At 53.8% G+C, this 20,254-nt stretch carries 20 protein-coding genes; 11 read left to right on the top strand and 9 right to left on the bottom strand.

The annotated features are described in order from the left end of the window. Positions 1-61: 61 nt before the first annotated feature. From CHH28_RS02355 to CHH28_RS02340, 4 genes are all read right to left on the bottom strand, one after another. On the bottom strand, positions 62-1,708 hold the full coding sequence (locus tag CHH28_RS02355) for a long-chain-fatty-acid--CoA ligase (protein WP_233243717.1): 1,647 nt from the start codon (positions 1,706-1,708) through the stop codon (positions 62-64). Between the two features lie 106 nt (positions 1,709-1,814). Continuing rightward, on the bottom strand, positions 1,815-2,993 hold the full coding sequence (locus tag CHH28_RS02350; RefSeq protein WP_094058799.1) for an acetyl-CoA C-acetyltransferase: 1,179 nt from the start codon (positions 2,991-2,993) through the stop codon (positions 1,815-1,817). 197 nt (positions 2,994-3,190) lie between these two features. Next, entirely contained in the window at positions 3,191-3,706 is a 516-nt protein-coding gene (locus CHH28_RS02345; RefSeq protein ID WP_094058798.1) for a MarR family winged helix-turn-helix transcriptional regulator, read from the bottom strand. Positions 3,707-3,917: 211 nt separating this feature from the next. Further along, complete coding sequence (locus CHH28_RS02340; protein ID WP_094058797.1) at positions 3,918-4,340, bottom strand: chemotaxis protein CheW; 423 nt, start codon at positions 4,338-4,340, stop codon at positions 3,918-3,920. A gap of 120 nt (positions 4,341-4,460) precedes the next feature. Between CHH28_RS02340 and ectA the strand changes: the two genes are divergently transcribed. The 5 genes from ectA (at position 4,461) to CHH28_RS02315 (ending at position 9,217) form a co-directional block, all read left to right on the top strand. Beyond that, positions 4,461-5,000, top strand: coding sequence for a diaminobutyrate acetyltransferase (ectA, locus tag CHH28_RS02335; RefSeq protein WP_094058796.1), 540 nt, complete (start codon positions 4,461-4,463; stop codon positions 4,998-5,000). Between the two features lie 13 nt (positions 5,001-5,013). Then, complete coding sequence (gene ectB, locus CHH28_RS02330; RefSeq protein WP_094058795.1) at positions 5,014-6,279, top strand: diaminobutyrate--2-oxoglutarate transaminase; 1,266 nt, start codon at positions 5,014-5,016, stop codon at positions 6,277-6,279. Positions 6,280-6,394: 115 nt separating this feature from the next. Then, on the top strand, positions 6,395-6,793 hold the full coding sequence (locus tag CHH28_RS02325; RefSeq protein WP_094058794.1) for an ectoine synthase: 399 nt from the start codon (positions 6,395-6,397) through the stop codon (positions 6,791-6,793). A 40-nt stretch (positions 6,794-6,833) separates the two neighbouring features. Continuing rightward, positions 6,834-8,279, top strand: a complete 1,446-nt coding sequence (locus CHH28_RS02320; protein WP_094058793.1) for an aspartate kinase — start codon at positions 6,834-6,836, stop codon at positions 8,277-8,279. An 80-nt stretch (positions 8,280-8,359) separates the two neighbouring features. Then, positions 8,360-9,217 (top strand): TPR end-of-group domain-containing protein, encoded by an 858-nt coding sequence (locus CHH28_RS02315; RefSeq protein WP_199243983.1) that lies wholly within the window; start codon positions 8,360-8,362, stop codon positions 9,215-9,217. A gap of 43 nt (positions 9,218-9,260) precedes the next feature. Here the strand turns inward: CHH28_RS02315 and CHH28_RS02310 are convergent, their stop codons facing one another. Next, complete coding sequence (locus CHH28_RS02310; protein ID WP_094058792.1) at positions 9,261-10,016, bottom strand: TSUP family transporter; 756 nt, start codon at positions 10,014-10,016, stop codon at positions 9,261-9,263. A gap of 254 nt (positions 10,017-10,270) precedes the next feature. On the opposite strand from CHH28_RS02310, the gene CHH28_RS02305 reads away from it, so the two are divergent. From CHH28_RS02305 to CHH28_RS02295, 3 genes are all read left to right on the top strand, one after another. After that, positions 10,271-11,656, top strand: coding sequence for a flavin monoamine oxidase family protein (locus CHH28_RS02305; protein WP_094058791.1), 1,386 nt, complete (start codon positions 10,271-10,273; stop codon positions 11,654-11,656). A 91-nt stretch (positions 11,657-11,747) separates the two neighbouring features. Further along, positions 11,748-12,530, top strand: coding sequence for a substrate-binding periplasmic protein (locus CHH28_RS02300; RefSeq protein WP_094058790.1), 783 nt, complete (start codon positions 11,748-11,750; stop codon positions 12,528-12,530). A 184-nt stretch (positions 12,531-12,714) separates the two neighbouring features. Beyond that, positions 12,715-15,519, top strand: a complete 2,805-nt coding sequence (locus CHH28_RS02295; protein ID WP_157729733.1) for an ExeM/NucH family extracellular endonuclease — start codon at positions 12,715-12,717, stop codon at positions 15,517-15,519. Positions 15,520-15,591: 72 nt separating this feature from the next. On the opposite strand, the gene CHH28_RS02290 is transcribed toward CHH28_RS02295, so the two are convergent. Continuing rightward, complete coding sequence (locus CHH28_RS02290) at positions 15,592-16,008, bottom strand: GFA family protein (RefSeq protein ID WP_094061955.1); 417 nt, start codon at positions 16,006-16,008, stop codon at positions 15,592-15,594. Positions 16,009-16,063: 55 nt separating this feature from the next. On the opposite strand from CHH28_RS02290, the gene CHH28_RS02285 reads away from it, so the two are divergent. Further along, positions 16,064-16,681 (top strand): glutathione S-transferase N-terminal domain-containing protein, encoded by a 618-nt coding sequence (locus tag CHH28_RS02285; protein ID WP_233243715.1) that lies wholly within the window; start codon positions 16,064-16,066, stop codon positions 16,679-16,681. Between the two features lie 186 nt (positions 16,682-16,867). Here the strand turns inward: CHH28_RS02285 and CHH28_RS02280 are convergent, their stop codons facing one another. Genes CHH28_RS02280 through CHH28_RS02270 form a run of 3 tightly spaced genes read right to left on the bottom strand, consistent with a single transcriptional unit; the run spans position 16,868 to position 18,295 of the window. Next, positions 16,868-17,275 carry a GFA family protein gene (locus tag CHH28_RS02280; RefSeq protein WP_094058788.1) on the bottom strand — a complete coding sequence of 136 codons (408 nt, stop codon included), beginning with the start codon at positions 17,273-17,275 and terminating at the stop codon, positions 16,868-16,870. 4 nt (positions 17,276-17,279) lie between these two features. Continuing rightward, positions 17,280-17,759, bottom strand: a complete 480-nt coding sequence (locus CHH28_RS02275) for a GNAT family N-acetyltransferase (RefSeq protein WP_094058787.1) — start codon at positions 17,757-17,759, stop codon at positions 17,280-17,282. Next, positions 17,756-18,295, bottom strand: a complete 540-nt coding sequence (locus tag CHH28_RS02270; RefSeq protein ID WP_094058786.1) for an MOSC domain-containing protein — start codon at positions 18,293-18,295, stop codon at positions 17,756-17,758. The genes CHH28_RS02275 and CHH28_RS02270 overlap by 4 nt, the downstream gene beginning before the upstream one ends. A gap of 330 nt (positions 18,296-18,625) precedes the next feature. Here CHH28_RS02270 and CHH28_RS02265 point away from each other — a divergent pair, with 330 nt between their 5' ends. Together CHH28_RS02265 and CHH28_RS02260 are read left to right on the top strand one after the other, a co-directional pair. Then, positions 18,626-19,366 carry a hypothetical protein gene (locus tag CHH28_RS02265; protein WP_094058785.1) on the top strand — a complete coding sequence of 247 codons (741 nt, stop codon included), beginning with the start codon at positions 18,626-18,628 and terminating at the stop codon, positions 19,364-19,366. A gap of 17 nt (positions 19,367-19,383) precedes the next feature. Next, positions 19,384-20,130, top strand: a complete 747-nt coding sequence (locus tag CHH28_RS02260; protein ID WP_094058784.1) for an FMN-binding negative transcriptional regulator — start codon at positions 19,384-19,386, stop codon at positions 20,128-20,130. Positions 20,131-20,254: the final 124 nt, after the last annotated feature.

Raw genomic sequence — 20,254 nt, 5'->3', positions numbered from 1 at the left:
GTTGAGACAACGCTGTGAACAAAGACTGTAAATAAAGGCTGGTAAGCCAACAAATTCAGCGTTAATCACGATCAATTAAATAATCCAAATATTGGTCACGTAAACTGCGTTTTTGCAGCTTGCCGGTGGCCGTATGAGGTAATTCCTCAACAAATAAGATATCGTCCGGCAACCACCATTTGACTACTCGTTGCTGCAAGAAGGCGTACATGTCGTCTTTGTTCAGGTCGCTGTCTTGGCTGCGCACGATAAATAACAATGGCCGCTCATCCCATTTGGGGTGGCGCACGCCGATCACACAGGCTTCGTTAACTTCTGGGTGGCCAATGGCGACGTTTTCTAAGTCGATGGAGGAAATCCACTCGCCGCCGGATTTCACCACATCTTTGGCGCGGTCAACGATAAACAAATAGCTGTTTTCATCGATGATGGCGATGTCGCCCGTGTCGAACCATTGCTGACCGTGTTCATCGATAAAAAACGACTCGGGTTTTTCGTTCTTGTAATACGCCGTCAGCACCCAAGGGCCGCGAACTCGCAGCAAACCACGACTTTCGCCGTCGTGCGGCAGAGGTTGGCCCTGTTCGTCAAAGATCGCCAGCTCAATACCAAACATGGGCTTACCCGCACTGCTTTGCAGGCGATAGCGTTGCTCGGCTGGCATGGCCAGCAGTTGCTTGGTTGGCGCCCCCAGTGTGGCCAACGGTGAGGTTTCGGTCATGCCCCAAATGGGCAACAAAAACACGCCGTAGTCGCGGTCTAGGGTCTCGACCAAGGATTGCGGCGAGGCCGAGCCGCCAACACCGACCAGCTTCACCGAATCCATACGCAACTGATGGCGTTTCAGGTGATCAATCAGGCCCAGCCACACGGTTGGCACGCCGAGCAAAGTATCGATCTGTGCCAGCTCGATCAGTTGATGCAGACTGGCGCCATCCATGCCATCGCCGGGCAATACCAGGGTGGCACCGGCCATGGGGGCAATGTAAGGCATGCCCCAGGCACACACGTGATACATGGGCACCACCGGCATGACCACGCTGGAGGCACTGATGTTCAACGCATCCGGGCTGCGACTGGCGAAGGCGTGCAGCAAGGTCGAGCGGTGGCTGTACAACACGCCTTTGGGGTTGCCAGTGGTGCCAGAGGTGTAACACAGGGCCGCCGCGCTGTCGGCGTCGAAACGCGGCCACTGCCATTGGTCGTCGTATTGCTTTAGCCAGTCTTCATAGTTGATCAATGTGAGCTGGCTTTGCGGCATATGTTCTGGGTCGATCATCACCACGATGTGACGCACGCAGCGGATGCGCTCTGCCATCTCTTCCAGCAGTGGCAAAAAACAGGCGTCGACAAAGATGACGCTGTCTTCGGCGTGGTTGATGATGAATTCAATTTGCTCGCTGTACAGGCGCGGGTTGACGGTATGGCAGATGGCGCCGATGCCAGAGATGGCGTAATAGCATTCAAAATGGCGGTAGCCGTTCCAGGCCAGGGTGGCGATACGATCGCCAGGCTGCACGCCGATGGCCAATAATGCTTGCGCCAGCTGCTTGCTGCGGCGCAGAGCGTCACGATAACAGTAGCGATGAATGTCGCCTTCCAATCGTCGGCTGATGATCTCCTGCTGACCATGGTGCTTGGCTGCGTATTCCAGCAAGTCCTGAATCAATAAATCCGTGGTCATCATATTGCCAGACAATGAAGACATGGCCGTCCCTCGCGCAGCGCATAAAGCAGGTGGAATGGATAAAGCGAACTAAGCGTAGCAAGGCCAACGCAGCGCATGGGAATGAGCCGCGTTGACCCAGTTGTGGTTAGCGCTCGACGGCCAGCGCGACGCCCATACCACCGCCGATGCACAAGGTGGCGAGGCCACGCTTAACATCACGGCGAGCCATTTCGTGCAGCAAGGTCACCAGAATACGACAGCCTGAGGCGCCGATTGGGTGGCCCAACGCAATCGCGCCGCCATTAACGTTGATTTTGTCGGCGTCCCAACCCAGGCCTTTATTGACCGACAACGCCTGCACGGCAAAGGCTTCGTTGGCTTCGACCAGATCCAGGTCGGCCAGTTGCCAGCCGGCTTTTTGCAAACATTTTTTGGTAGCAGGGATTGGCCCTGTGCCCATGATTTTTGGATCAACACCGGCGTTGGCGTAACCCTTGATGGTCGCCAAAATAGGCAGGCCCAGCGCTTCTGCTTTGCTGCGACTGGCCAACATCACAGCGGCAGCGCCGTCGTTTAACGACGACGCATTGCCAGCAGTAACACTGCCGTCTTTTTTGAACGCTGCGCGCATGCCGGCCAATTTTTCTGCCGTGGTGCCAGCGCGAGGGTTTTCGTCGGTAGCAAAGATCAACGGATCGCCTTTGCGCTGCGGTATTGAAACTGGAGTGATTTCGTCTTTAAAAGTACCGGCTTCAATAGCGGCCACGGCTTTTTGCTGCGAGGCGGCGGCGAAGGCGTCTTGCTCTTCGCGGCTGATGCGATACTCGTCGGCAATGTTCTCGGCGGTAATGCCCATGTGGTAGTCGTTAAACGCATCCCACAGGCCGTCGACCACCATGGTGTCGACCATACTCCATGGCCCCATGCGCTGGCCATCGCGTGAATTGGGCAGGGCATGCGGAGCGTTGGACATGGATTCCTGACCGCCAGCGATGATCAGCTCCGCGTCGCCGCACTGAATGGCTTGAGCCGCCAGGTGCAATGCTTTTAAGCCAGAGCCGCAAACCTTGTTGATGGTCATGGCGGGGGTGGTGTCCGGCAAGCCGGCTTTAATCGCGGCCTGGCGCGCTGGGTTTTGGCCACAAGCGGCAGTGAGGACTTGGCCCATCAGAACTTCGTCGACTTGGTCACCACTGACGCCGGTTTTTTCCATCAATGATTGAATCACCGTGGCACCCAGCTGCGAGGCGGAAACGCTGGCCAAGCTGCCTCCAAAAGTGCCGATGGCGGTACGCGTGGCGGCGACAATTACTACATCCGTCATAAAAAGCTCCGTTTGCTATGAAAAGGTGAAAACAGTCCTACCACATGGCTTGTGACAAACCTATGTCGGCTGCCCTCAAATTAGACGATTGAATGAAGGTTGTTGATTTTGGCGTCAATGGCAGATGCGGAGCAAGCGATCGTGCTTGGATGGCGCGCGGAATGCTGAGGATTGGCAGAGATGAGGCCGGGCGATCGTTATTGATCGCCGCTGTTTTTGGCGTTGTCGGTTTTGTTGCTGATATTGCGATCCAAAGGGCCGACGTCCAGTACTGGCGAAGCGTCGATGTGCTGAGCATCCATCATGTGGGCGACACGTTCCAGTGCTGCCAGAATCATGCTTTGTTCCCAATCGTGCAGGTCCTGAAACTGGTTGATGAAGCTTTCCTGCAACGGTTTAGGTGCGTCAATCAAGGATTCATGCGCTTCGTCGGTGAGATATACGTAGACCTTGCGTTTGTCTTTTTGGCTGCGCTCACGCTTTACATAGTTGCGGCGCTCAAGTCGGTCGATGATGGTGGTCACGGTGGCTTGAGACAGGTTTACCTTGCGTGCGACTTCACCCACGGTGAGTTCATCGAAGTTGCGCAGGGTTTGCAAAATCATCAGCTGAGGCGCTGTAAGGCCGGTGGTTTTGCTCAATTGCTTTGAGTGCAAATCAGTTGCACGAATGATGCGTCTGAGTGCTACCAGCACGTCTTCGTATTGGTTCATGTCGCTTTCCAAGGTAATCCGGGCGCGAATTATAGTGATTGCTAACCTTGCCATCCAGCGTCGTGGCGCGCATGAGTGTGTCTTTAGTGTCCGATGGATGTGGTGTGGGATGAGCCGCTGCCAAAGGTGCGGCGCTACAGGCAGCGCGCGGCACCGTTGGTGTAAAGAATCGTGTTGTTGTCTAAACTATCGTAGGCAAATTAATTTAAGCCTATCGACCTAGCTCCTCATGGACGTTTTCTAACGTTAACAAAACTAATAAGTCGTTTTTGTGATAGCAGGTGCCTTTCATAAAGGCTTGCGGTGTGACCGGCGGTTCCACCTTAGCTGGATCGAGCAGCACGATCTCGTGCACGGCGTCGACCACAAAACCGATGACTTCTTGTTCAACTTCAATGGTGAGGACGCGTGTGTCGTCATCTGGCTCCTTTTGCGGCAAACCCAGCAATGATCGGCCATCCAGTACGGTGACAATGTCACCGCGTAGGTTGATGACGCCCCATGCCTGGCGCGGTGCATCGGGCACGGGTTCCGGCCGGTTCCACAACGTGACTTCTCTAACGGTATTTACCGGTAGGCAGTACGTTGTGTCATCCATGGTGAACGTCAGCCAGCGTTCGTGATCCGCCTGCATTGACTGCTCCTTAAAAATTCTTCGTGTTGTAAATAATATCTGGCGATGCTATTTTGTTTAGCGTTCAAAGTAAATGACAGGCCCGTAACGACCAAGGTCGGTACGCGGAGCCTCAAAACGATGAGTTTGCCAACAACTGAGAGTCCAAGTCTCTCGCGCCAGGATAACCTGACTCTGGCCAAACCCCACAGCGAAGACGGCAGTGCCGTGTTCGACTTAATCGCCCGATGCTCTCCTCTCGACCAAAATTCCATGTACTGCAATTTGTTGCAGTGTTCTCACTTCCGTGACACCAGCGTAGTAGCAAAGTCAGGTGGAACGCCAGTCGGATTTATATCGGGTTACCGCATCCCTGATCGCCCAGACACTTTGTTTGTTTGGCAGGTGGCGGTCGACAGCAGCGCGCGTGGCATGGGGCTAGCGAGCCGCATGTTGCGCCATCTGATCGACCAGGTCGGTCAGGTCGAGTACCTGCACACCAGTATCACCGCCAGTAACGAAGCCTCATGGCGCACGTTTCAGCGTTTGGCGCGCGACCTGGATGCCCCAATGAAAGAAGACGTGATGTTCGACTACGACCGTCATTTCGACGGCCGTCACGACACAGAAGCGTTAGTGATGATTGGTCCTATTCCCCATACCCCGCAACAGTCAATTTAAAGGAGCACAACCGATGGAAATCTTTAATCAGCTAGAATCTAACGTTCGTGGTTACTGCCGTTCATTCCCGGTGGTGTTTGAATCTGCGCGCAATGCAGTACTGACTACCGTGGATGGCGATGACTACATCGACTTTCTAGGTGGCGCGGGGACCTTGAACTACGGCCACAACAATCCGCAGTTCAAACAAGCATTGATCGACTACATCGAAGCCGATGGGGTAACCCACGGTTTAGATATGCACACCGGTGCCAAAGAGGCATTTTTACACAGCTTTAACGAGCTGATTCTGAAACCGCGCGACATGGACTACAAGGTTCAGTTCACCGGCCCAACGGGCACCAATGCGGTGGAAGCGGCGTTGAAAATTGCTCGCAAAAATACCGGTCGCCAAACCATTGTATCCTTCACCAACGGTTTTCATGGTGTGACTCAGGGCTCAGCGGCGGTTACCGCCAATGGTAAATACAAAAAGTCGATTGGTATGGCGTTGCCGGGTGTACACTTTATGCCATACGACGGCTATCTGGGCGATTTCGATACCCTGAAGTATTTTGAAAAAGCGCTGCAGGACGGCTCCTCTGGTTTGGGCCACCCTGCCGGTGTCATCGTTGAGTGCATTCAAGGTGAAGGTGGCTTAAATGCTGCCAGCGCCGAATGGCTGCGCGGTTTGCAAGCATTGTGTCGTCGTTACGACATGGTGATGATCGTCGATGACATTCAAGCGGGCTGTGGCCGCAGCGGTCGCTTCTTTAGTTTTGAAGAGTTCGGCATTGAGCCGGATGTGATTACGCTGTCGAAATCTTTGGGCGGTTACGGTTTGCCGATGGCGATTGTGCTGCTGAAAGAACATCTTGATACCTGGAAGCCAGGTGAGCACAACGGTACTTTCCGAGGCAATAACCACGCCTTTATCACCGCGCGTCGAGCGCTGGAAAGCTACTGGAAAAACGATGATTTTGCCCAAGCCGTGCGCAGCAAGGCCAGCATGGTGCGCAGCCATCTGAAACAAATCCAAGCGGAGCATGGCGGCCAAATGAAGCACAAAGGCCGTGGCATGATGCAAGGCTTGGAAATGCGCACCGGTGAACTGGCAGAGCGTGTGTGTGAGCTGGCTTTCGAGCGCGGTCTAGTGATTGAAACCAGTGGCTCTGACGGCCAGGTGGTGAAAATTCTAGCGCCATTGACCATTGAAGAAGAGCAACTGAAGCGCGGCTTGTCGATTTTGTCGCAATGCATCGCTGATGTGATGGCTGAGCAAATCTCCGCCGCTTCCTGAATTTGCTTGTGCCGCCGGATCTGAGCTTTACCGGCGTGGCGCAAATAAGCTGCTATTAATATTTAGCGAGATTTATCTGGCGCAGCACAGCTGCGTCCAAAATAAGGGATATATTATGATCGTTCGTACATTAGACGAGTGCAAAACATCCGCACGTGCCGTAAACGGTGGCAACTGGGAAAGTGTTCGCATGTTGTTAAAAGATGACAACATGGGCTTTTCTTTTCACATCACCACTATCTTCGCTGGCACCGAGACGCCGATTTGGTATCAAAACCATTTGGAGTCGGTGTACTGTATCAGCGGCCAAGGCGAAGTCGAAACCTGCGATGACGGTGAGGTCTATCCGATTCGTCCGGGCACCTTGTACATCTTGGATAAAAACGACAAACATCTATTGCGAGCCACTGAAGATATGCAAATGGCGTGTGTATTTAACCCGCCATTAAACGGTAAGGAAGTGCACGATAAAGACGGTGTTTACGCCTTAGAAGCCGAAGCCATTGCGGAATAATCGCGTTTGCGCGAACGACAAAAGCTGAAGGAATCCAGACATGTTTCATACAGTTGAAAAAATAGGCGGCACTTCGATGAGCCGTTACAACGAAGTGCTGAGCAATATTTGGTTACGACCACAGTCCATTGCCGGGCAAGAAGAAACTCTGTACCAGCGTATTTTTGTCGTTTCGGCCTACGCTGGCATGACCAACGGCTTGCTGGAGCATAAATCCACCGGTGAACCCGGTGTGTATGCCCTGTATGCCGAAATGGACGAACGTCGTCCTTGGCAAAGCAAGCTCGACCAGGTGCTCGATGCCATGCTGCAGATGAACGCCGATATGTTCAATAACGATGTGCAGCGCAAACGCGCCGACCAGTTTATTTCTGGGCGTGTGAATGACGTTAGAGATTGCCTGGAAAACTTAGAGGCGGTATGCAGCTTCGGTAACTTCCAGCTCGACGATCATTTGCTGCAAGTACGTGAAATGCTGAGCGCCATTGGTGAAGCGCACAGTGCCTACAATTCAGTGCAGCTGTTACGTCAGCACGACGTGAACGCGGTGTACATCGACCTGACCAACTGGCGCTCCGATACCCAGCTGAGCTTAGATGACACCATTAAAGAAGCGTTTAAAGACGTGGACCTGCGCCATCAATTGCCCATCGTGACCGGCTATACCCAGTGCCGCGAAGGGCTGATGCGGACCTTTGATCGCGGCTACAGCGAAATGACCTTCTCGAAAATCGCCACCATCACGCATGCCAAAGAGGCGGTTATTCATAAGGAATACCACCTCAGCACCGCCGACCCGCGCATCGTCGGTGTGGCTAACGTGCTGCCCATCGGTCAGACCAACTACGACGTTGCCGATCAGCTGGCCAACCTAGGAATGGAAGCGATCCATCCGCGTGCCGCTGCGGGGTTGCGTAAAAAAGACATTCTGCTGCGGGTGAAAAATACCTTTGAGCCTGAGCATGGCGGTACCGAAATTCGCAACGACTACCACACCGACGAGCCCAAAGTCGAAATCATCGCTGGTACGCGCGGTGTGTGGGCGCTGGAAGTTTTTGATCAGGACATGGTTGGCAATGCCACCTATGGCCAGCGCATGAATGATCTGGTGTTCGAATCTGGTGTGCGGGTCTTGACCAAAGACATCAACGCCAATACCGTCACCTTCTACCTGAAGGGCAACAAGCGTCGGGTAAATTGGCTGATTGATCGTTTGAAACAGGTGTATACCGACGCCGACATTCGCCTGGAGAAACTGTCCATGGTCAGCGCCATTGGCAGCGACCTGAAAATTCCGGGGCTGCTGCGCCGGGCGGCAGGGGCCTTGTCCGATGCCGGGGTGAACATTTTGTCCGTGCACCAGGCCATGCGTCAGGTCGACATGATGTTTTTGGTGAGTGAGGCGGACTACACTAAAGCGGTAAATGCCCTACATACATTATTGGTGGAAAAATCTGACATATGGCAACAACAGGCAAGCGCATAACCTCTTTTTTCTCTCGGCCTGTTTGGCTGTTATTAGTGTTTGCGTTTGTCAGTCATGCGAGTTGGGCCAACGAGCCCAGCTTGGATGACAAAGCCGCGACCGATGCGCAATTGGAAGCGGCCATCGATCAACTGGAAAAACCCCTTTACAGCGCTTTTACCGAGCGTTACTTGTTGGACGAAGTAAAGTACCTGCGCCAGGCTATTGCCGACATGCGTGTCGAAATGACCGAAAAGGTGGTGAATAAAGAGCTTACCGTGGCCGATCGTGCGATCACCTACGCCACCGATACCATCACCTATTTCTTTTATTTGATCGCAGGCGCCTCAACGCTGTTGGTGTTGGTGGGTTGGAACTCGCTGCGCGACATCAAAGATCGGGTTGGCTCGTTTGCCAATGATGAAATCAAGCGCATCACCCTGTCTTATGAAGAGCGGATGGATGCGCTGGAGAAAGAACTGAGCCGTAAAACTCGTCACATTAAAGCCGCTCAAGCCGAAATTGAGCTGACCAACGAGATTCACTCCCTGTGGCTGAAAGCGTCGCAGGAAAACAGCCCGCAGAACAAGATTGCCATCTACGATCAGATTCTTGCCTTGCGTCCAGAAGACGTCGAAGCCCTGACCTACAAAGCCGATGCCGCCTTGTTATTGGGTCAAGCGCAATGGGCCACCAGCTTGGCTAACCATGCACTGGGTATCGACCCTGAAAACAGCCACGCCATGTACCAGCGCGCGTGTGCTTACGCTGAAAGCGGTTTTGTTGAAGAGGCGCTGCGCGATCTTGAAGAAGCCATTGGCCGCTCTGAGTCGTTGCGCACCCAGGCGGGTGAAGACAGCAGCTTTGAAAGCCTGCGTGAAAATGAGCAGTTCTTGTCGATGGTGCTATTACCTGAACCGGAAGAAGAACAACCGGAATCCGACCCAGACAGACCTTAACTCCGCAATGCAGCGGCTGTGTCGTGCAGCCGCTGGTGGTTCTTTAACCTTCTTTAAACAACAAACTCACGCTGATGGCGATGCACACCGCGACCGTCATCCAGCGAATAAAACCGGCACCTTGTTTCATCGCTGTGGCAGCGCCGATGCGCGCTCCCAGTGCTTGGCCCACCGCCATGCACAGGCCCACGGTCCATAAAATATGGCCGCCAGCGATAAACACCATCAACGAAACGATGTTGGTGGTGAAATTCAGCAGCTTGGCGTGCGCGGTTGCGTTGACCAAGCTCAGTCCGCGTGCAGCGGTATGTCCCAAGGTGAAAAATGTTCCTGTGCCTGGCCCGAAGGCACCGTCGTATAGGCCGACGCCGCTGACCACTGTGGCGTTAAAGGCACGCTTGCTCATGCGCGGTGTTTGGTCTTCGGTGCCTGCTTGCGGTGCCAGTATGAGATACACGGCAATCAACATCAGCGCGATGGGCATGGCCGTCATTAGCCAATCGCTGTTGATTTGCTGAATGGCCCATGCCCCTATTGCCGCGCCCACTGCCGCGCAGAGAATCGCCGGCCATTGCTGGCGCACCGATACCAGCCCTGCGCGGACAAAAAACCGTGTTGCGGAAAAACTACCAAAACACGCCTGTAACTTATTGGTGGCCAACGCGCTGACGGGAGGCACGCCTGCCAGCATCAAGGCAGGGATGGTTAACAGACCACCACCGCCTGCCACTGCGTCGATAAAACCGGCGACCAAAGCTACGAGTGACAATAACAATAAAACGTCGAGGGCGAGTTCCAATGGTTTCTCCTTGGCAATGAGTGGTGGGCTGGCCGGGCGCTATGATGGCGTACATCCGCCTAGTTGGCAGTCAGGGTTAATACTTAAGTCCTTATCAATAGTCAACTTTTGTCGCCATTGGTCGGGAAAGGTCGCATTTTGACCTATGTCATGCCTTTACCTGCGCTGGGTTTGGACAGTTTTTCTCGAGCGGGCATTTTAGTCTTAGTCAGGGTCGGCTAGCGTAGTCGCTTTTGTGGTGCAGAGAAACGGACATGAAAAAGCTGGGATTATTGTTATCGCTATGCCTCAGTGGAGTCAGCCAGGCGGAAGAAAAGCCGTCGGCGATTGTCGTAGGTGCCGGTTTGGCCGGTTTATCAGCAGCGTATGAGCTGCAGCAGCAAGGCGTTGAGGTCACTGTGTTAGAGGCACAAACCCGCATTGGTGGTCGAGTGCATACCCTGTACAACGCCTTTGACCAATGGCAATACGCCGAAGCCGGCGGCGAGCTGCTGGACGGTGCTGAGGTGCATCCGCAAATTCATGCCTACGTTGAGCAGTTCGACCTCGGCTTGGAAGAAGTCGGCTATGACTCTGACACCGCTTATTTTATCGATGGTCAGCGGGTGCCGGAGTCGGAGTTAGAGAATCTGATTGGCGCCAAAGCCATGGCCGATTACGACCGCTTCTGGGAAGAACTCGCCGAGCTGGCGCAGTATGTTCCGGACCCAGCCAAGTTGCATCAGGCCCCCAACGCAGCCGAGCTGGATCAGCAGTCTGTTGCTCAGTGGCTTGATGGTTTAGAGCTGGCGCCTAAGGCTCGCACCTTGGCGGAACATCATATCCGCGGTGAATACGCTGAACCATCGCGTTTATCACTGCTGTTTTTGGCGCATCAAGCCAAGGTGTACGAAGACGTCGAAGACGATCAGGTGGAGATCTACCGCGTTGCCGGCGGCAACACTCGTTTGGTCGACGCTTTATCTCGCCAGCTGAAAAAGCCGGTATTGCTGGACCACCCAGTGACTGAAATTCATCACAATGAGCAGGGGGTGGATGTCGTAGCGGCTGGCAAAGTGTTCCGCGCTGACTACGCCATCGTGACGGTACCTGCCAAAGTGCTCAACCATATTCGTTTCACTCCTGCCTTGGCGGCGCCACTGGATCGCGCACAAGCACTGTCGTACGGCAGTCATACCAAGGTGATGTTGCAGTACAAGCAGCGGTTTTGGTTAAACGCCAACTTAAATGGCGACACGGTGGCGGATTTACCTCTGGGCTGGACCTGGGAAGCCACCGACCAGCAAGCCGGTGATGCGGGCATCTTAACCGTTTATACCTCGGGTCGTTTTGCCGACGGCGATCGCTTTAAAACCGAAGCTGAGTTGATTAACTCAGCGCGCGATCAAGTGGCGCAGGTGTATCCGGGTGCGGATCAACTGTTCCTGCACGGCGAGACCCAAGCCTGGTTGCGCCTGCCATGGCAACAAGGTGGCTACAGCGCCTATGGCCCAGGTGATGTCACGCGTTATTGGCAAGCGTTCCGCCAGCCGCAAGGGCGGCTGATCTGGGCCGGTGAGCACACCGCCGACCGTTACGTTGGCTATTTGGAAGGTGCCATTCGTTCTGGCCAGCGTGCAGCACGCGTCATAACGCGGTAAAACATGATTTGATTTATCCCGTCCTGCAGGCAAATCAGCCTGCAGGCATACAGCAAAGGTGATTGTTAATCGCCCCCAACCGGAGACCATCATGCGTATCGTTCTGCTGCTGACGACATTGTTGACGGCCTTAATGGCCCACAGCAATGCACCGTCAGCCGAGTTTTCAGCCCAGCATATTAAAGTGGTGAATGTCGTGGCGCCGGAGTGGCCCGACTTTTCCAACAAGGACGGTACCGGGTTGTATTGGGATGTGGTGAAAGCCGTGTACGAGCCAGCGGGCATTCGTGTTAAACACGCCACTGTGCCCTGGAACCGTGCCATGAAAATGGTCACCAAGTACCCGGTCTACAACGCCATTATTGGTGAATACAAAGATTCAGAAGAGCCTCTGCGTTTCCCGGACTACGCCATTGACGTAGAGCGCTTGGCGGTGTTGTATCCGGTGGGCAAGGGCATTGAATGGCAGCAGCAAGCGACCTTTTCCAACCGCACCGTTGGTTGGATCAAGGACTACGAAATCATCCCTCAAGATCAGCGCGACTTTACCCTGCGTGAGTTCCGCGATACCGCCGATGGTGTTGGTTTGTTGATGGAAGGCAAGCTCGACATGCTGATTGACGAGTGGGATGAAATCGCCATGGCATTGCAAGAAGCCGGCGTGGGCATCGAAAACTTTGAAATGCACGACATGCCTGAAGGTACCGATGTGTACGTCGCGTTTGCCGACTCGGATTTGTCCAATTATCTCATTGAGGTCTACAACCGCCGCATTCCGGAGTTGGTCAAAGAAGGCAAGCTGCAGGCCATTTATCAAAAATGGGGAGTGGGTGAAATTCCTGCCAACGTGCAAACGTTAATTGATCAGCAGTAAAAGCTGGCAATAATCCGCATGTGCTGTGCCGGCGCATGCGTCTTTTCCTACCTCTGAATGCGCCAATTTTTAACTTTGTCCAACATTCATAAAACCGTGATATTTCTGTAATAAATCCGCCTCCAAACTGACACTTACCGTCGTCACCCTGCCTGCGCACGTGATTTTTTTTCAGGGGACGGGGATGAAACGGACAACACTGAGTCTGGCGCTATTCATGGCCAGCAGTGCACAAGCGCAATTTATTATTAATGAGCTGGATGCGGATCAAGCAGGCACTGACAGCGCAGAATTTATTGAACTGTACGATGGCGGTTTGGGCAACCAACCACTCGATGGTTACAGCCTGGTGCTGTACAACGGTAGCGGCAGCAAAAGTTACAACAGCGTTGATTTAAGCGGTTACAGCACCAACGCAGATGGCTTTTTTGTCGTCTGTGGTGACACCGCCGCCGTGGCGAACTGCATGCTGGACATCGGTACAAACACCAATTTGATTCAAAACGGCGCCGATGCGGCGGCGCTGTACGCACGCCCAGCCAGCGATTTTCCCAGTAATACACCGGTGGATGTCAATGGCGTGGTTGATGCGTTGGTGTACGACACCAACGACAGTGATGCCACGGCGTTGCTGGCACTGTTAAATGCTGGACAGCCGCAAGTGAATGAGGCCGCTGGCGGCGACAAAGACGCGCACTCGAACCAGCGCTGTGGTGATGGCATTGCCCGCAACACTGACGGTTATCGCCAGCAGGCGCCCACCCCAGGAGCGGCCAATCAGTGTGATGGCATCGACCCAGACCCAGGCATTGGTGCCTGTGGCGATGTCAGTCACAGCGACTACCAGCTGATCAGCAGCATTCAAGGCCGCATTGAAGACTCGGCCAACGACGCCAGCCCTTTGAATGGCCAAACCGTCGTCGTAGAGGCCGTGGTCACCACCGACTTACAAGGTGGGCAATTGGCCAATGGCGATAACTCTTTCCAATACAGCGGTTATTGGTTGCAGCAACTGGAGAGCGAATACGACAACGATGCGCAAACGTCGGAAGGGATTTTTGTGTATGACTTCCGCTCTGAGGTCAGTGTTGGCGATCGGGTACGGCTGCAAGCGCAGGTCAGTGAATTTAACCAGAGCACGCAGCTGAAAAATGTCGCAGACCTAGTGGTATGTGCCAGTGGTCAAAGCTTGCCAGCACCGGTGGCATTGCAGCTGCCGGTCAGCGACAAGACGGCTTGGGAAGCGGTTGAAGGCATGTTGGTGAGCAGCCAGCAAAATCTGGTGGTGAGCGATCTCTTCGGTACCGGTTATGGCTTTGGCAATTATGGCCAGTTCGTGGTGTCGTCGCGTTTGCACTTCCAGCCGACCGAAGTGGAACTGCCTGGCAGCGCCGCTGCACAAGCGTTAGCGGCAGCGCGACCACTGGATGCTTTGCTGATTGATGATGGCGTTGCCAAATCTTACCCGGCATTTATTCCGTTCCCGGACGAATCTGGCTTTTCCGCCAGCAACCCAATGCGCATTGGCTATCAAGTGCCCAGTGTGAGCGGTGTGATGAACGAGTTTCGCGACAATTACACTGTGATTCCCAATAACATCGTGATTGACCCAGTGGCAGCGCGCACTGCAGCGCCGCAAGTTGCGCTGGACGCGGATCTGGTGGTAGTCGGCATGAACGTGCTGAACTATTTCAATGGCGATGGCCAGGGCGGTGGTTTCCCCACGTCTCGCGGTGCACCGTCTGCTGCAGCGTTTGAAATGCAAACGGCGAAAATTGTAGCCGCGTTGCAAGCCATGGACGCGGACATTGTCGGTTTGATGGAAATTGAAAATGACGGCTATGGCAGTGACAGCGCCATCGCCAGTTTGGTCAACGCGCTGAACGCAGTGCAAGCAGCGGGTGATGAATACACCTATGTGAATCCGGGCCGCAATCAGGTTGGCACCGACGCCATTGCCGTTGGTTTGCTGTACCGTCCAGCCAAGGTCAGCTTAGAAGGCGCCAGTGTCATTCTCGACAGCAGCAACTCACCGCTTGATGACACCGGCGCGCCGCTGTTTATCGACAATAAAAACCGTCCTTCTCTGATTCAATCGTTCCGCTACAACGACACCGTCTTTACCTTGTCGGTCAATCATTTGAAATCGAAAGGCTCGCCGTGCGGTGAACCGAACGAAGGTGAAAACGGCGTGGGCAGCTGCAATCTGACTCGTACCACAGCCGCACAGGCGCTGGTGCAGTTCCTGGCTACCAATCCGACGGGCGTCGACAGCGATGCCACGCTGATTCTGGGTGACCTCAATGCCTACAGCCAGGAAGACCCGATGCAGGTGTTTTATCAGGGCGGTTTTACCAACCTGAAATACACCGACAAGGTCAGTGAGCAGCAGCCATTTTCGTACAGTTTTAGTGGTTTTCTCGGCAGCCTGGATCATGCCTTAGCATCGCCTTCACTGCTGAATCACGTGGTCAGCGTGGATGCCTGGCACATCAACTCGGTGGAAGCACCATTGATGGATTACCTGACCGAAGCCAATGGCCAGGACTTTGATTCGATTGATAACTACGCCGCTGCTGATGCGTATCGTTCGTCCGATCACGACCCGATTGTATTGGGCTTAAGTTTTGCCGCTGCCAACCAAGCACCGCAGCAAAGTGACGACATTGCCGATGTTGCTTTGGAGCAAGCGGACACTCTGTATAGCATCGATTTATCGCAGTATTTTATCGATGCCGACGGCGATGCCTTGAGCTATGAGTTGGACGGCCAGCAGGCGGGTATCACCTTGTTGGCAACGGGCGAGTTGCAAGTGCAACTGACCGCAGAGCAACTGGACTCCTTGCCGCTGACATTGGCGTTTGCTGTCACCGATGGCCAGGCCAGCATTGCTGCAACGATCACGCTGTTAGATCAGCGCCCAGCGCAATCACCATGGCAGCGCTGGTGGCAGTGGCTGCAAGACTGGTGGAAGTCGCTGTGGGACTGATAGCACGTTAATGCAAATCGAGCACCCTGCGGGCATACCCGCAGGGTAACCACAGCTACGCCCCTGGCAGAGTTACGCCTCTGGCAGAGTCACGCCCATGGACGCCAGAAACTCGGCTTCGGTCAGCTTCGGCGTGTCGTTGGCGAACTCGTAATAGGGCGGCTTTTGGTCGATGTAGATTTGTGACGTCATCGCCAGTTCGGTGTTGGCGTCATATAAACCTGCGGCAATGACGTATTCCTGGCTGTCATTGAGCTGATAAAACAGGTGAGTGCCACACTGCGCACAAAAGCCGCGGTTGGCCCAGTCGGATGACTGGTAGCGACTGATCGGCCCGTCCAGCTTAACCTCCGCACCGACGTGCACCGCTAAGAATGGCCCGCCTCCCCAGCGACGACACATGCTGCAATGGCAGACGCCAACCTCTTTGATGTCGTGTTGAACGTCCAGTTTGGCTTGTCCGCAAAGGCAAGAAAGTGATGTGCTCATGATGGTTTCCTTACGCAATTGGCTATGATGGTTATGACTCAAGGAGTATTCAATCATGACCCAATCTGAAATGACATTGATCGTTGGCACAGAATCCACCTGGTCGCTACGGGTGTGGATGTGTCTGCAAATGCTCAAGCAGCCGGTAAAGCTCGAGGTGGTGCATTTGGGGGCACCCGGCTATAGCTCGAAACTGCTGCGCTTATCGCAAAGCGGCTTGGTGCCGGTATTAAAAACCGAGCATGGTGCGATTCACGACTCAATGGCCATTATCGAATACCTCAATGAGCGCTACGACGGCGCGCTATATCCTAAGTCGACCATGGAACGTGCTTTGGCCCGCAGTCTTTGCGCCGAGGTGCACTCGGGCTTTATGGCATTGCGTGAGCAATGTGGGTTTTCGGTAAAACCGGTGGCGCCACTCACACAACGCTCGCCTGAATTAAGCGATGAATTGCAGCGTATTGAGCGCATTTTTGCGCGCGCCAAAGGTCGTTTTATGTTTTCCGAGCCTTGTGCCGTGGATACCATGTTTGCGGTCATGGCGTACCGGCTGGAGTCTTATGGTATTCACCTAAATACATCGGCAGCAAAGTATCAGAAGTCGTTGATCGAATGGTCGCTATTGCAACAGGCATTGGCCGAAGGTCGGCGCTGGTTGACGCTGGAGTAGCCGCCTAAAAATTCCCGTCGCTATCGGCAAAGTGCTCTGTTAATAACTACTCGCCAGTGAAACGTCGCTCTGCTTTGGAGCGACTCTTTAACCGATTCAACGCTGTAAAACACGCTAGAAAATACCAGGATTCAAGGCGTTTTCTGTCCATATTCAGGTGGCCATACGGCAGCATAGCCGCTGTCGTTAGCGGCCAGGTTCATGCTCGCTATAGCGCGGAATATCGGCGTCGAGATCTTCCCAGCCGGCCTTGGACGTGACAAATATGTGCGCACAGGGTCGCTCTTGAATCTCGCCATCCAACAGCCCGAGGCGAATACGCAAACGATCGGGATCTTGCTGGTTGGAGCTGTAAATCGGAGAGGCGCAGCGGCGACAAAAGTGACGCTTTTTCCCTGGGCGCAGTTCAAAATAGGCGAGCTTGTCCTGACCTTGAGTGATGGTGAAATCCTGCGCATTAATAAAACCATTGGTCGCATACGCGCTGCCCGATGACTTACGGCACAACGAGCAATGGCAATGAATAATGCTTGAGATGAGCCCATCAATGGTCACCTGAACATCGCCGCACAAACAGCTGCCGTGATATGACATAGGTTTAGTGATCCTCCAGTATAAGCCTGATATTGCGTATTTTTTTGCCTTCCAGCTCAAAGAAGAACTCACCGTCCTCAATAAACCCCTGGCGCTGATAGAAGGCCAGCGCTTTGTGATTGCCTTCCCAGCAGGTGAGAAAAAGCGTGTCGGCCTGCTGCTTGCTGTGCTGCAGTAATAAGCGGCCAACGCCTTGGCTTTGATAACGAGGCAAAACATACAGTGTTTCGATTTCGCCGTTGCCCGGGTGGATGATGATGACCCCCACCGGGTTGTCCTGATTCAGCGCTACAAACACCGTTTTTTGCTCGATCTGCTGTTGCAGCGCAGTGGGTGAGAACTGAGTCAGCACGTAGCGCGCGTGGCTGGGCTCTATGCCGTCGAAACTGTAGGTATCAATCCAAACGGTGGTGCACAGCACGGACAGCGGCTCGATGTCTTGCGGTTGTGCGGTCCGAACGGAGAGTGCGGTGTTGGGAGTCATACGCGCTCCAGTGGTTGGTGTGGCTCGGCAGGCAGCTCGATGCTGATGGCGTCGCCAGGATGTACATCACCGCCTCGGTTGACCACGGCCATAATACCGGCCTTGCGAATCAATTGGCCGTGCTCATCACGATCCAATGTGGCGGCTGTTAATCCGGCTTGATAGTTATCCAACTGTGCGCAGGGGTTTCTTAGCCCGGTAATTTGCAGCTGTGCCCCGCTGGGAAAGGTCAACAATGTGTCTTTGGGCAGAGACAACAGATCAAGCCCCGCTGTGGTGATGTTTTCACCCAATGTTGCTGGCGCCACCTTGAACCCTTGCTGCTGCAGCTGTTCGAGTAACTCTTGGTGGATTAGGTGAACCTGGCGTAAGTTTGGTTGCTTGGGGTCGACTTTCACCCGTGACCGATGTTTCACCGTACTGCCACAGTGCGCGTCACCTTCGACACCTTGCTGTGCAAGCAAGTGAATGGACGCAACAGGCGCTTTGGAAAAGTTATGTTCGCTACTTTTGCTAACGGCAACCACACTGGCCATAAAGACTCCCTTGCAACACGCATAACAAGCAATCGAATGATGGGCGCCAATATACGCCTGTCTTGCATCCCAAACCAGAATATCGAGCAGCCCACTGCCTGTTGTCGCGGCGGCGGCTGATATGTCGTAACTGCATATGTCTAGCTGTATGTGTCTTATGTTGCAGCTAGAGCCAGAGCTTGAAGTAGCCATCATAAGAGCTCGGTCAGTTACTGAGTTGTCACTCACTCTCTGTTGTTGATAGCATTGTTCTTAATGTGGTGTTGGCCGGGCGAATCAAGCTGATGTCGGGCTGCTACACTGAAAACGATGTCCGCTAGAGAATCAGTTATGGCGCAGCTCGCGTTGGTCATGATGGTCTGCCTGATGTGGCTTAGTCAGCCTGCTCGGGCAGATACCTTGGTGTTGTCTGTTCCGGATACCCAGTATCCGCCGTATGTGGTGGAGGCGGACGGCCGTATGCAAGGGATCTTGCTCGACCCTTTGATCGATGCTGCCGAGCGAGCGGGCATCAGGTTAGAGTTTCAACTGCTGCCGGAGCTGCGTAGCCAGCGCATGCTGGAGCGCGGCTTGATTGACGGTCGCATGGAGTCGCCGTCTTGGATTGCCCAGCCAGAGCTGTATTTGTGGACCACGTTTATGCTGCCAATGCGGGATGTGCTGGTGTATCACCAGCAGCATAAACCTGAGTCCGAGACGGACGATGCGCTGGCCAATTATGAGATCGTGACGCATCTTGGGTATGCCTACCCAGAGTTACAGCCCTGGTTTGACCAAGGGCAGGCAGCGCGCATCGATAAGATTTCTGAGCGCAATATGCTGTTGGCGTTGTTAGACCCAAACATCAGTCGCTTCGGCCGTGCGGCGGTGATGGAGCAAGGTGTGGCGGGCTGGTATCTCGACAATACCGCAGAGCTGCAAAAACAACCGCTGGTGTTTGGTGAGCGGCTGTTTGGCTGTGCCATGATGGGCTTTCAGTTGTCCAACACACCTGAGATCAAAGCTTTGCTTGAGCGTCTCAACCAGCACATGAGTGTCGATGTGGACTCTGTCGGACGCTGTCCGCAATAGTCATCGACCACACACCTTTGGGTGCAAAAATTATTGCCCACTGTCTGGTACATTTTTTATACAACTGTGGCTGTGCCAAGTATTATATGCTTTGTATGCTGGCGGCGTTGTTCAGTCGGAGAGCGCCTATGCATATACCATCTTCATTTCGCCAAAGTGACCCTGAAACGTTATTAGCGTTTGTACAGGCCTATCCATTAGCAACCTTGGTGGTTACTGCAGAAGGCCAGCTTCATGCGCATCATTTACCATTTTTAGTAAGATCGGAAGCTGGCAAGCAGACCATTGCCAGTCATATCAATCGCGCCAATAAAATATGGCAGACCTGCCAGGATGGCGACGAAATACTACTGATCTTTACTGGTCCAGATTGTTACGTCAGCCCTAATTTTTATCCATCCAAACAGCGTGATGGCAAAGCGGTGCCCACCTGGAATTATTCTGCGGTGCATGTTCGTGGCACCATTCGGTTTGTACATCAAGCCAAGTGGATCTTAGAGTTTCTGGCAGAACTGTCAGACCATCACGAGCAGCAACATCAGGCCAAACCATGGACGATGGAAGATGCACCGGATGGTTTTATAGAAAAGCTGTGCAAAGCGGTGGTGGGCATTGAGGTTACGATTGAATCGATCGAGGGGCAGATGAAATACTCGCAGAATAAAACGAGTGAAGATTTCTCTGGCGTGGTTACAGGGCTATCGCAAGGGAACGAGCAGCAGCGCTTGGTCGCAAAATCGATGGTGGCCCTTGAAGACTCCTGAGTCAAGCGAGCTCCTTCATGGCCGAAGTCAAACAATTCGACTCCGGCCAAAAATCCAAGCTGTGCTCGAATACAAGATCATAAAGTAGTTGACGACGTCAGTAGAAGCTGTTTCATAACCTTCA

This window comes from Bacterioplanes sanyensis (assembly GCF_002237535.1).
In the GTDB taxonomy this organism is placed as follows: Bacteria; Pseudomonadota; Gammaproteobacteria; order Pseudomonadales; family Oceanobacteraceae; genus Bacterioplanes; species Bacterioplanes sanyensis_A.
Note: the sequence above shows the minus strand (reverse complement) of the source record. Positions and strands in the feature narration are given on the sequence as shown.